This window comes from Armatimonas sp. (assembly GCF_031410135.1).
In the GTDB taxonomy this organism is placed as follows: domain Bacteria; phylum Armatimonadota; class Armatimonadia; order Armatimonadales; family Armatimonadaceae; genus Armatimonas.
Genome location: NZ_JANNYP010000602.1, coordinates 1 through 11,176 on the forward strand (window position 1 = coordinate 1; position 11,176 = coordinate 11,176).

The 11,176-nt window shown below is 60.3% G+C and carries 12 protein-coding genes and 1 pseudogene; 10 read left to right on the forward strand and 3 right to left on the reverse strand.

The genetic code is table 11. From position 1 onward, the window contains the following. Window positions 1-94 precede the first annotated feature (94 nt). A complete protein-coding gene (locus RMO15_RS22030; protein ID WP_309717244.1) occupies window positions 95-361 on the forward strand; it encodes a hypothetical protein in 267 nt (88 codons plus the stop codon). 2 nt (window positions 362-363) lie between these two features. On the opposite strand, the gene RMO15_RS22035 is transcribed toward RMO15_RS22030, so the two are convergent. Then, a complete protein-coding gene (locus RMO15_RS22035) occupies window positions 364-1,524 on the reverse strand; it encodes a WD40 repeat domain-containing protein (RefSeq protein WP_309717247.1) in 1,161 nt (386 codons plus the stop codon). 90 nt (window positions 1,525-1,614) lie between these two features. On the opposite strand from RMO15_RS22035, the gene leuC reads away from it, so the two are divergent. The 9 genes from leuC (at window position 1,615) to RMO15_RS22080 (ending at window position 9,069) form a co-directional block, all read left to right on the forward strand. Further along, on the forward strand, window positions 1,615-3,012 hold the full coding sequence (gene leuC, locus RMO15_RS22040; protein ID WP_309717250.1) for a 3-isopropylmalate dehydratase large subunit: 1,398 nt from the start codon (window positions 1,615-1,617) through the stop codon (window positions 3,010-3,012). 135 nt (window positions 3,013-3,147) lie between these two features. Next, window positions 3,148-3,705 carry a hypothetical protein gene (locus RMO15_RS22045; protein ID WP_309717253.1) on the forward strand — a complete coding sequence of 186 codons (558 nt, stop codon included), beginning with the start codon at window positions 3,148-3,150 and terminating at the stop codon, window positions 3,703-3,705. Next, on the forward strand, window positions 3,702-4,238 hold the full coding sequence (locus RMO15_RS22050) for an MOSC domain-containing protein (protein ID WP_309717257.1): 537 nt from the start codon (window positions 3,702-3,704) through the stop codon (window positions 4,236-4,238). The genes RMO15_RS22045 and RMO15_RS22050 overlap by 4 nt, the downstream gene beginning before the upstream one ends. A 23-nt stretch (window positions 4,239-4,261) precedes the next feature. Further along, the gene (locus RMO15_RS22055) at window positions 4,262-5,014 is read left to right on the forward strand and encodes an aspartyl/asparaginyl beta-hydroxylase domain-containing protein (RefSeq protein WP_309717260.1); all 753 of its coding nucleotides are present in this window, start codon (window positions 4,262-4,264) and stop codon (window positions 5,012-5,014) included. Continuing rightward, window positions 5,014-5,382, forward strand: a complete 369-nt coding sequence (locus tag RMO15_RS22060) for a DsrE family protein (RefSeq protein WP_309717263.1) — start codon at window positions 5,014-5,016, stop codon at window positions 5,380-5,382. Before RMO15_RS22055 ends, RMO15_RS22060 begins: the two co-directional genes overlap by 1 nt. Window positions 5,383-5,391: 9 nt before the next feature. Then, window positions 5,392-5,751 (forward strand): DsrE family protein, encoded by a 360-nt coding sequence (locus RMO15_RS22065; protein WP_309717265.1) that lies wholly within the window; start codon window positions 5,392-5,394, stop codon window positions 5,749-5,751. A 24-nt stretch (window positions 5,752-5,775) separates the two neighbouring features. Further along, window positions 5,776-7,617 carry a glutamine--fructose-6-phosphate transaminase (isomerizing) gene (gene glmS / locus RMO15_RS22070; protein WP_309717268.1) on the forward strand — a complete coding sequence of 614 codons (1,842 nt, stop codon included), beginning with the start codon at window positions 5,776-5,778 and terminating at the stop codon, window positions 7,615-7,617. A 2-nt stretch (window positions 7,618-7,619) separates the two neighbouring features. Further along, on the forward strand, window positions 7,620-8,204 hold the full coding sequence (locus tag RMO15_RS22075) for a DUF4126 domain-containing protein (protein ID WP_309717274.1): 585 nt from the start codon (window positions 7,620-7,622) through the stop codon (window positions 8,202-8,204). Window positions 8,205-8,214: 10 nt separating this feature from the next. Next, window positions 8,215-9,069, forward strand: coding sequence for a deoxyribonuclease IV (locus RMO15_RS22080; protein WP_309717277.1), 855 nt, complete (start codon window positions 8,215-8,217; stop codon window positions 9,067-9,069). Here RMO15_RS22080 and RMO15_RS22085 read toward each other — a convergent pair. Next, the gene (locus RMO15_RS22085; RefSeq protein ID WP_309717280.1) at window positions 9,052-10,980 is read right to left on the reverse strand and encodes a PPC domain-containing protein; all 1,929 of its coding nucleotides are present in this window, start codon (window positions 10,978-10,980) and stop codon (window positions 9,052-9,054) included. The genes RMO15_RS22080 and RMO15_RS22085 overlap by 18 nt on opposite strands. Then, window positions 10,977-11,176, reverse strand: a pseudogene (locus RMO15_RS22090) (hypothetical protein); the annotation flags it as partial. The gene RMO15_RS22085 and the pseudogene RMO15_RS22090, both read right to left, overlap by 4 nt.

An 11,176-nucleotide genomic window follows, 5' to 3' on the forward strand; every position in this document is an offset into this window, starting at 1 on the left:
CATGGAAGTAGATGCCCGAAACTATGAGCGAAAAAACTGGCAGGAGTGGGAAGATTGCCTACAGCTAAACCCGCTGCCCCGCCAATAATGGGGTATGGAAACAAAAAAACTCAGCCCCGCCGCAAAGTCTATCGAGGAGAAGCTCAAAAATAACAAGGCTCTGCGTGAGATACGCCGTGAGATGGGCAAGTTTAAAGTGGACTGCACAAAAGTCACCCCCTCACTGCGTCGTGGCACTCTTATACTCATTGGCAAGTTTCTTCCTCTGGGGGGACACGAAGAAATTTTTCAAAGCGAGCGCAACACTCTTCTCAAAGCAGTCCAAGCTTTGCCTGAGGTGAATAATATTATTTTTCAGTAGTTTTATCCGAGCCCAAGCTCGGTTCGTGCTTGCTGGTACGGAACTCTGAGCAGTCCCGCTTCCCCCTCGCGCAGAACCGTGTTGCCATCCGGCGAGGGTGTCCAGATAAGGGAGTCCGAGAGAGGTTGCGGGGTGCTAGACCACCCGAAATTACTCACAAGCCGCTTATCCCCAATAGGGCCGTTGAAGAGAAGCTCATGACGATTGAGAGGCAAGCGGATAAAGGCTAGGCTCTCCAGTCTCTTCTGAAACACAACTTGCTTGCTATGCAGATCATAGATCACAAGCCCAGGCGCAGCGCCATCGGACGTATCGGGATAACAGAACCCCGTCACGATCAGGCTCTGATTATCGCGGGTAAAGGCAAGCTGGCAGCGACGACCCCGTGTCTCAAACTCGGAGAGCGCGCATGGCACGATCGTGGTCTTGCCCGTTGTGCAATCCGAAACACAGAGCCTCGGGCGCAAGCCCTGGCCTATTTGCGGGTGGACATTTAGCTCCCAGCAGAGCCAGCGCCCATTGGAGGAGAACAGAGGTGACCGAGGTGATGCAGCATAAATCTCTAGCTTCTCTCCGGGAGACTCAGGAAGCTCAAGCTCTCGCACTACCTTGCGTGTCTGAAGCGAGACCAGCTCAAAGCGCCTTATCTCCCAGTGCCAAGCCGCTAAAAGGTCTCCGTGGCGCGTAAAAGCCATACTCTGTGAACTCTGTGGGCCAAGAGACTCCATTTGCCGCGTCTGAAGATCGTAGTGCCAGAGATCATCATACTGCTGGACGATAACCGCGCGGCCATCTGAGGTAAAGTCGGCTTGCTGGACATACGAGCCCCGAGGCTCCAGTGTCTGAAGTAGCGCTCCTGTTTGGGTATCCCACAGACGCAGGATATCCGGCCCCATATTGGTGGGTTTGCCCTGATAGAGAATCGCCTCGCTCTTGCGTTCGTGTGTGAGAATACGCTCCCCGTTTGGGGAGTAGACAGCGCTGAGTGGCTTGCCCTCAGGCATGTAGAGAAAGTGCCGGGCGCGACGCTGGCTCTCCTGGAGCTGCAAAAGCCCCCGTAAACTCTGCACCCCGAGGGTCAGGCCCCCAAGCAGAAAAGTCGCTCGGCGTATCCGCTTCAGGCGCACCATATCAGGTGGAGCGTAGGCAGGCTTCGTTGTCACAGCTCTTATTTTATCGCATAGTTTTTGCCTATCACTCGCATTGAAACAATCCGTTGGACACAGGGCAGGCACACGGCCTATAATCAAGGCATGAAGCCACGAACGCTCTTTGAGAAGATCTGGGACGCGCATGTCGTCCGCGACGAAGCCGGGAAGCCTGCCCTGCTCTACATTGACCTGCACTTGGTGCATGAAGTGACCAGCCCACAAGCCTTTGAGGGCTTGCGCCTCGCGGGCCGCAAAGTCCGCCGCCCGGAGCGCACCGTGGCGACAATGGACCACAATGTCCCGACAACCAGCCGCCTTTTGCCCATCACTGATGCGATCTCGCTGAAGCAGATCCAAGCGCTGGCCAAGAACTGCGAGGAGTTTGGTATCACGCTTTATGACCTCCACTCGGATAAACAAGGCGTGGTGCATGTGATGGGGCCAGAGCTGGGCTACACGCAGCCGGGCCAGACCATTGTCTGCGGCGACTCCCACACCAGCACGCACGGCGCATTCGGTGCGCTCGCCTTTGGCATTGGCACCAGCGAGGTCGAGCATGTTCTCGCCACGCAGTGCCTGCCGCAGAGCCGCCCCAAGACCATGGAGATTCGCATCAATGGCCCGCTCCACCCCGATGCCACCCCCAAAGACATCATTCTCGCGATCATCGGCAAGATCGGCACCGATGGCGCGACCGGCTACGTGGTCGAGTACACCGGCGAGGCAATTCGTGCGCTCTCTGTCGAGGGCCGCATGACGGTCTGTAATATGAGTATTGAGGCGGGGGCACGCGCGGGCATGATCGCCCCCGACGAGACGACTTTCGCCTACCTCAAGGGCCGTGAGTTCGCGCCACAGGGCGATGCTTGGGACGCCGCCGTGGCGCAGTGGAGCACGCTAGCCACCGACGACGGCGCGACCTACGATGTCCTGATCGAGCTAAATGGCCCCGAGATCGCCCCACATGTGACGTGGGGAACGTCGCCGGGTCAGGCCCTGCCCCTCACTGCCGTCGTCCCCAGCCCCGACCAGTTCACAGACCACGCCGACCGCCGCTCGTGTGAGCAAGCGCTGGCCTACATGGATCTGACACCCGGCACGCCCTTGCGCTCCATCGCGGTGGACACGGTCTGGATCGGCTCGTGCACCAATGGCCGCATCGAGGATCTACGCGCCGCAGCCGCCGTGCTCAAGGGCCACAAAGTCACGGTCAAGCGTGCGCTCTGCGTGCCGGGCTCGGGCCTCGTGAAGCGCCAAGCCGAGGCCGAGGGCCTCGACAAAATCTTCGTCGAGTCCGGCTTCGAGTGGCGCGAGCCCGGCTGCTCCATGTGCCTAGGCATGAACCCCGACATCCTCCAGCCCGGTGAGCGCTGCGCTAGCACCAGCAACCGCAACTTCGAGGGACGCCAAGGTAAAGGCGGACGCACCCACCTCGTCAGCCCCACCATGGCCGCCGCCACCGCCATCCGAGGAACCCTCTCCACCCCAAGCGACTTATAAACCCTGAGAACAAGTCTCCGGGCTTAAGAGGGCGACGACTACCTTCGTAGCCCAGAGAATCTTCTGCTCACGGAGGCGAGCGTCGCCCTCTTAAGCCGGAGGACTCGTTCCTCCGGCAACTGAGTATAATAGGCCATGAACTCCCTTAGCCGAAGTGCAATTCAAGGTGGCCTTGGCTTCGGCTTGGCAAGCCTGGCGGTCTTTGCGACAGTGGCGTTTGGGGAGCGCTGGATGTACACGCATCTCGGGCTTTGGGGCGCGTATCTCACTTGGACAGCGCTCTTTATCGGGCTGGGTGGCGGAGCACTGTTGCCGCTCGTTTCGGCTCCTTGGCGCGGAGGGCGCTTCTTCGGGCTCTTTGGGTTGGCGTTTTTTCTCTATGCCATCGGGTGGGTCGCGGCGTATTTTCTGGCGCGAGGGTCGCGGCTTGGGGAGTGGCTGGGCTCGCTGGTGGGCTCAATTGCAATGGGGCAGGCTTTTGTCGTCGGCTTCAAAGTCCGCAAGGCTCCGTTTCGCCTCGCCGCGATTCTCTTTCTCGCAAACTCCGTAGGCTACTTTGCCGGGAGTGTGCTCAATGATATGTATGTACGCCCCACGGGAATGCTGCTCTGGGGCGGGGTCTACGGTGTCTGTCTCGGGGCGGGGCTAGGTGCGGTGCTCTTTTTCGCTCCTAGGCAGGTGGAGGCACGATGACAGTTCTTGCGGTCAGCGCTAGCCCGACACACGGGTTTCATAAGCAAGCCCAAGCGCAGATTCGGCTTCTGGCGGGCCTAGGTGTTGAGGGCGATGCGCACTGTGGCGCGACGGTGAAGCACCGCTCGCGGGTGGCGCAGAACCCGGATCAGCCGAATCTGCGGCAAGTGCACCTGATGCACAGCGAGCTTTTTGAGGAGCTAGCCGCCGCAGGATTTACCGTGGCTCCCGGTGAGCTGGGCGAGAATATCACGACACGCGGCATAGATTTGCTGAGCCTACCAGTTGGGACGCGGCTGCACCTTGGCGAGACAGCAATCGTCGAGCTGACAGGGCTACGCAATCCCTGCGCCCAGATTGAGAACTTCCAAAAGGGCCTGCTCGCCGCCGTGCTGGACCGGGACGAGAGCGGGAATCTGGTTCGGAAAGCGGGTGTGATGGGCATCGTGCTTACGGGTGGCACGGTGCGGCCCGGTGATGCGATTCATGTTGTGTTGCCCCCCGAGCCACACCAGCCTCTGGAGCGTGTCTAAGTTTTCGGGTAGACTAAGCTGACATGATTTTCTTAAATGTAGGCATCGGCCTACTGGCATTTCTTGGCTTTGGTATCTACGACCTCAGCCGCAATCGAAAAGTAGATGCTTCGGTGGTGAAGCGCTACTTCACCGGAAACGGCGTCTTCACCTGGGTACTCTCGCCGCTCAACACGCTTCTGGATATTCTCTCGCTGCCCTACATCAACAAGGGCATCTACAAGCTGGAAGACCTGCCCGCAACGCATCAGGCGGAGGTCAAGCGGCTGATTGAGGCTTCCCACAAAGAGAACTTGGTGGAGAAGCTCGCGGAGAAGATCAAGGAGAACCCTCGGACGATGTTCTTCTTTAAGTGGTACGGGCAGGAAGTCAAGAACGATATTGATGTGCCCTCGTTCTATGAGCCCTACAAGTACATCAAGACCATCGGGGTCTCGGTATTTAATAAAAAGCAGTCGACGTCCAAGCACTTTGGCCCCATGCGCGCCACGCTACGAGTTCTCTACAATGTCAATGACATGAAGGACAAGACGGCCTATATCGAGGTCGGGGATACGCTGCACTACTGGCAAGACGAGAAGCTCTTTATCTTTGACGACACGCTTCAGCACCAGTCGTTCAATGAGTCCGATAGCCCGCGTTACTGTCTCTTTGTGGATATTCTCCGCCCGTGCCTGCTCCCCAGCCTCGCCGCCGCCTTTGTGAGCGTGCTGTGCGTGCTGCTCAAGGGTGTCAACAATGTCTTCTATAAAAACTGGAAAGTGGTAAAGCCGTAATGCGAAAACATCGTGTGGTTCTGGATATCGGTATCGAGGGCGCGGAGAAGTGGGAGGCGGTCTTTCGCAACATTGACAACCTGCGCACAGATCTTGGCCCGAGCAATGTCGAGGTTGAGGGCGTGATCCATGGCAAGGCCTGGCCGCTCTTGGTCAAGCCCGAGAAAGGCGGCGCGGTAGAGTTCCATCCCAAGGTGGAGGCCGCGATTCGCTCCGGCGTGAAGCTGGTGCTCTGCGAGAACACCATGAAGCGCAACAAACTGGAGAAAGCCGACGTGCTCCCCTACGCCGCCACGGTCTCGTCGGCGATGGGCGAGCTGGTTAAAAAGCAGACCGATGGCTGGGCCTACCTCAAGCTCGGGGTGTAGCACAAAACCATGTCACGCCTCCGGGTCGTCGTGGACATTGTGGGGGCTACTCCTGAGCACTGGGCAGCGAGCTTAGAGTCTCTTGCAGTGCTCTTGGACGAAGGCATCGAGGGCATTGAGATTCGAGGCGTGATCCACAGTCACGCCTGGCCGCTGGTTGCTAAGCCCGAAAGAGGCGGTGCGGCAGAGCTACACGAAGAGGCGCAGGCGCTTGCCCGTCGTGGCGTGACACTGGTGCTCTGTGAGAACACCATGCGCGGCGCAAAGCTCGGCAAGCGCGATTTAATGCCCTTTGTCCGCACCGTCTCATCCGCTGTCGGGGAGCTGGTACGCAAACAGACCGAGGGCTGGGCCTACCTGAAGCCTTAGAGTCCGCACGATACAATCAAAGCTATGTGTGGAATTACAGGTTATGTGGGGCCGCGCCCTGGGGTGCGGACGGTGATTGAGATGCTGCGGCGGCTGGAGTACCGTGGCTACGACTCGGCGGGCGTGGCAGTGGCGGCTCAGGGCGATGGCGACATGCGGATTGTGAAAGCGGCGGGCAAGCTTGCCGTTTTGGAGTCGCAGCTACAAGACCACTGGGAGACCCACGGGGCCGCGATTGCCCACACCCGCTGGGCGACCCACGGCGGCCCGACGACTCCCAATGCCCACCCCCATTTCTCGCAAGACGGCAAGATCGCGCTGATCCACAATGGAATTATCGAGAACTACCAAGAGCTACGCGCGGAGCTAGTGAGCGAGGGCTTTGTCTTTGCCTCCGAGACCGACACGGAAGTCATGGTGCATCTGGTAGACCGTGCTTTCCAGAAACTTGGAGACATGGAAACTGCCATCCGTGAGGCGCTGACACTTGTTACCGGCGCGTACTCCATCGCGGTGTGCTCGTCGCATGAGCTGGAGACACTTTACTGCGCCAAGACCGCCTCGCCGCTGATCTTAGGACTCGGTGAGGGCGAGAACTTCTTAGCGTCGGACATTCCTGCCGTGATGCGCTACACCCGGAGCGTGATTGTTTTGGAAGACGGCGACTTTGCCAAGATCACCCCGGCAGGCGTTACACTGACCAACCTCACGGGCGGCGCGATCCACCGGGAGCCCTTCGCAGTTACTTGGGACGAGCAGACGGCAGAGAAGGGCGGTTTTCCGCACTTCATGCTCAAAGAAATTCATGAGCAACCACGCGCACTCGCCGATACGCTTCGTGGGCGTCTCACGGACAGTGAACGTGTCTTTATCCCGGAGCTGGAGGGCTTTACCAAGGAGCAGCTCGCCGGTTTTTCACACATTCATATCGTCGCCTGTGGCACCGCGTACCACGCGGGCATGGTCGCCAAGCGCTTCTTTGAGAACCTGCTGCGCCGCCCGGTCGAGGTCAGTGTCGCCTCGGAGTTTCGCTACGCCGACCCGCTGGTGAGCCAGCAGACCCTGTGCTTTATTGTCTCGCAGTCGGGGGAGACAGCAGACACCCTGGCGGCGCTGCGTGAGGCCAAGCGCCTCGGCGCGACTATTGTCTCGGTGGTGAACGTCGTTGGTTCGTCCATTGCCCGTGAAAGCCATGCGTGCGTCTACACCCAAGCCGGGCCCGAGATCTGCGTCGCCAGCACCAAAGCCTATGTCACCCAGCTCATGGTGCTCTACCTGATCGGCCTGCACCTTGCGGCGACAGAAGAGCGCCTCACCGACGAGCTCCACCAGGGCTTTGTGCGCGACTTGGTCGCCCTGCCCGATGCCGTGGAGAGCGTGATTGGCAATGCGCTCTTGGTGGAAGATCTGGCCGCCAAGCTCGCGGATCGCAGCGTTTTCTTCTATCTAGGGCGCGGCTACGACTACGCCGTGGCGCTGGAGGCGGCACTGAAATTAAAAGAGATCAGCTACCTGCACGCGGAGGCCTATGCCGCCGGGGAGCTCAAGCACGGCCCGCTCGCCTTGATCGAGCCCGGCGTGATCGTGATCTGTCTTGCCACCCAGCCCGCCGTCTTTGACAAGATGCTCAGCAATATAAAAGAGGTCGCGGCGCGCGGCGGCACGGTGGTCGGTGTGGTCTACGAAAACGAACATCGCTTAGACACCACGGCGGATCATCTCCTACGAATCCCCGCCGTCCGCCCCGAGCTGTCTCCGATTGTTTCCATTGTTCCCATGCAACTCTTGGCCTACTTAGTCGCCCAGCAGCGCGGCTGCGATATTGACATGCCTCGGAACTTGGCTAAATCTGTGACAGTCGAATAGCTATGGGTAGTCTTGCAACGCTGGGAATGGCTCTGGGGAGCGCGTGGGTCTCGGGTATTAATTTGTATGCGACCGTGGCGACGCTGGGCCTGCTGGGGCGCTTTGCCCATCTCACGCTTCCTGGTGAGCTTAATATCCTGACTAGCTGGTGGGTGATCGGGGTGGCGCTGGTGCTCTACGTCGTGGAGTTCATCGCCGACAAAATCCCCGTGGTAGATCATGCCTGGGACGCGGTTCATACGTTTCTGCGGGTGCCTGCGGGGGCGATTCTGGCCGCGGGAGCTTTCGGCGACTTCGATCCGACCGTCAAGACCATCGCGTTTCTGATCGGTGGGACGCTTGCGCTCTCTAGCCACGGAGCCAAAGCCGCCGCACGGCCTGCCGTCAATGCAGCTCCCGGCGCGGGTGCCCTGGTCAGCCTCGCCGAAGACGGAGTCGCCATTGGCACGGTTTCGCTGGCAGCTTATTATCCCGCCCTTGCCATTGGGATTGTTGTGGTGGGTGTCTGCATCTCGATCTTTCTCTTCAGCCGCATCCGTAAAGCCCTCCGTGGGCTCTTTACCCCAAAAGAGGCTCAGGGCGGGTAGTATCTAAGGCATGCCTCGTTTTCTTTTTGGAGCCCATACGGGCGTCGCGGGTGGCCTGCACAATGGCCTGATTGAGGGCCATGAGATCGGCTGCGATACGATTCAGATCTTCACCTCAAGCCCGCGCCAGTGGGCCGCAAAGCCCCTCACCGACGATGCGATTGCGGTGTGGAAGGCCAAAGTCGCCGAAACCAAGCTCTCCCCGCTCGTCGCCCACGACTCGTATCTGATCAATCTTGCCTCCCCAGATTCGGAGGCGCGGCAGAAGTCGCTGCGGGCCTTTATCGAGGAGCTGGAGCGCTGCGAGGCACTCGGGCTGGACTATCTGGTCTCGCATCCGGGAGCGCACATGGGCAGCGGCGAGGAAGCGGGCTGTGCGCAGATCGCCGCGTCGCTGGACACGGTGCACCAGGCGACGGCAGGCTTTCATGTCAAAGTCGCGCTGGAGACTACGGCGGCCAAGGGCACGACTCTCGGCGGCGTCTTCGAGCACTTCCCGGCGATTCTCTCACGCGTTGCGGAGCCGGAGCGCTTGGTTATCTGCCTCGACACCTGCCATATCTACGACGCGGGCTATGACTTGGTCGGAGATCCCAAAGGCGTCTGGGATCGCTTCGCGGCCACCGTCGGCTTTGACCGGCTGAAGATTATCCATGCCAACGACAGTAAATTCGGCCTGGCCAGCAAGCGTGACCAGCACGCCCATATCGGCGAGGGCACGATTGGCGACGCGGGCTTTGTGGCCTTTCTTTCCGACCCACGCCTGCCCGAGAGTCTCGCACTGATTGTTGAGACACCTGAAGAAGATGGCAAGGGCCACCGCGAGAATGTCGCCAAGCTACGGGAGCTACTTGCTCACGTTTAGCGTAACCGGCGGGGCGGCGTGGGGCGAGAAGTGTAGCTCGTCTACCAGCGAGCGTGCCGTGAGCTGAAGACGCACCTCGCCAACGGCGGCATTGGCTTCGGCCTTGAGCACGATTTTTAGCTCACTCACCTTCTCGGGGATTTCGAGCGGCGTGGCGCTCACGTTCGCAGGTAGGCCCGTCAAAACCAGCGGCACTTTGGCATCAAAGCCCGGCTTGCGGGTGATCTTCACGAGCAGCTCCACGGTCTGTCCGACTTTTAGCTCCAGGCGCTCCGTGGCTAGTGAGACCGTGAGATCAGCGGGGCCGGTGACCGAGGCAAGTGGCATGGGGACGGGGCGGGTGTTGCGCTGAAGCTGGTCGCCGTTTTTCACATAGTCCTCTTGCAGTGCCTGTGCCCGACGGGTGATGCCTTGCGCCGTGCCCGTTACCTGAAGCGGCATCGCGGGCGTGGGAGCGGCGTTCGCCGTCGCTGTGAGATAGAGCGTGACCTCACTCTGGCCCTTGGGAATCTGTGGCGCTCCGATCAGCTGGAAGCCCGGCGGTAGCGCTCCAAAGTCCAGGTTAATGGCCTCATCAAGGCCGTACTGCCGCGCGGCACTGACGATCACGGGAATCCGATCCCCTGGCCCTAGTGTAAGGCAGTCGGGGGCGAGAGTAAGCGCGAAGTCAGGAGCGGCAGGCGCGATGCGCAGGCGGTAGTCAAACTCGGGGCCGGTGCGTCCGTTGAGATCGGAGACGCGCACGATGAACTCGCCATTATCGGGAGCCGTGAAGACAAGAAACGGGTCTTTGCCCCGTGCATCGTCGTTGGTGGCAAGCTCGCCACCGTCTTTGTTGAGCACCGTCAGCACACCATCCAGCCGTGAGCCCTGCCGCGCTGCGAAGACCTCCATCAATATCACCTGGCCCTTGGTGGCGGTGAAACGGAAGCTGTCTTTATCGTCAAGTGTGGCGGAGGGCGAGGTGAGCTGGCCATTGACGGTTGCGGGGAGCGTGACGGGCTGTGCGAGCTTGACCGTGTCGTTGGGCTCCACTTCGGCGACTTCGGGAAACTCAGAGGTCGGAAAGGTGATGTTGGCAGGGGGAAGCTTGCCGATACTGAGCCGGTAGTGGTGGTCGGCGCTTCCGGCGTAGCGCAGGTCACGAACGATCAGAAAGTACTCGCCTGCCGTACGCGAGGTAAAAGTCAGACGTGCATCGGGACGTGCGAGGGCACTCGCTGACGCGCGGTCGTGGCCTGTGGAGTCACGCAGGACAAGCACGGGCTCCATTGGAGAGCTGAGCGTAGCGCCCGATTTCGCCTCGGCCACAAAGGTCTCTCCCGCAGCGAGAGTTACTTTGTAGACATCCACATCCTCGCCGCCGTCGCTCTTTGCATTGACCGTCACGGGGCCTGTAAGCGCTTGGGCAGTCTGAGGCGTGTTATTGGGCTCTTTCTCCGCCACCTCTGCCCACTGCCCGACCATCAAATACCCCGGCTCCGAGATTCCCAGCGGCGTGACGACGCGAAAGGCGTAGCGCCCCAGCGCCAGCTCCGGGGAGATCGCCAGGGTCGCAATAAGCTTGCTGTCGGGGTTCTTGGCAGTGGCCGCAGGCGTCTCGGGCTTGAGCGCGGCGACCGTAATCCCGGGTGTCTCAAAGACCAGCGCTATGCCGTAGCCCAGATTCGGCCCGGCAATCGTAATATCTACACTTGTCCCACGCTGGCCCCCCGTGGGCACTACAGATCGCACACGAGGCCGCAGGGTCTGGCTGAAGACGGGCGCGGCGAGCGTGAGCGCGAGAAATGCGCCAATCAGCCAGCACGGAGATTGTGCGGCTCTAGGGCGCATTCGCGTGGACGGTAAACGTCCCGCTGTGGGGCGCATTCGCGCCGCCTCCGTCGTCCCGTCGTCGGTAAATCTTCTCATTTCCCCCCTCCCTTTCCTGTTATCGGGAGGGAGGGGCTGGGGGAGGGAGGGGAAACTGTGAAGAGGGTTCCTTCGAGTTTGTTGGGATCGAGGCTCCAGAGATAGAGCGTCCCGTCCCAGCCCCCGGCGGCGAGACGCTTCTTATCGGGGCTGATGCGCACGGCGTAAAGCCAGTCTTTCGCATCGGTAAAGGTCG

Bases quoted from the DNA above. Each gene is read 5' to 3' on its own strand.
- RMO15_RS22030 (WP_309717244.1), top strand. From the start codon at position 95: ATGGAAACAAAAAAACTCAGCCCCGCCGCAAAGTCTATCGAGGAGAAG.
- leuC (WP_309717250.1), top strand. From the start codon at position 1,615: ATGAAGCCACGAACGCTCTTTGAGAAGATCTGGGACGCGCATGTCGTC.
- RMO15_RS22045 (WP_309717253.1), top strand. From the start codon at position 3,148: ATGAACTCCCTTAGCCGAAGTGCAATTCAAGGTGGCCTTGGCTTCGGC.
- RMO15_RS22050 (WP_309717257.1), top strand. From the start codon at position 3,702: ATGACAGTTCTTGCGGTCAGCGCTAGCCCGACACACGGGTTTCATAAG.
- RMO15_RS22055 (WP_309717260.1), top strand. From the start codon at position 4,262: ATGATTTTCTTAAATGTAGGCATCGGCCTACTGGCATTTCTTGGCTTT.
- RMO15_RS22060 (WP_309717263.1), top strand. From the start codon at position 5,014: ATGCGAAAACATCGTGTGGTTCTGGATATCGGTATCGAGGGCGCGGAG.
- RMO15_RS22065 (WP_309717265.1), top strand. From the start codon at position 5,392: ATGTCACGCCTCCGGGTCGTCGTGGACATTGTGGGGGCTACTCCTGAG.
- glmS (WP_309717268.1), top strand. From the start codon at position 5,776: ATGTGTGGAATTACAGGTTATGTGGGGCCGCGCCCTGGGGTGCGGACG.
- RMO15_RS22075 (WP_309717274.1), top strand. From the start codon at position 7,620: ATGGGTAGTCTTGCAACGCTGGGAATGGCTCTGGGGAGCGCGTGGGTC.
- RMO15_RS22080 (WP_309717277.1), top strand. From the start codon at position 8,215: ATGCCTCGTTTTCTTTTTGGAGCCCATACGGGCGTCGCGGGTGGCCTG.
- RMO15_RS22085 (WP_309717280.1), bottom strand. From the start codon at position 10,980: ATGAGAAGATTTACCGACGACGGGACGACGGAGGCGGCGCGAATGCGC.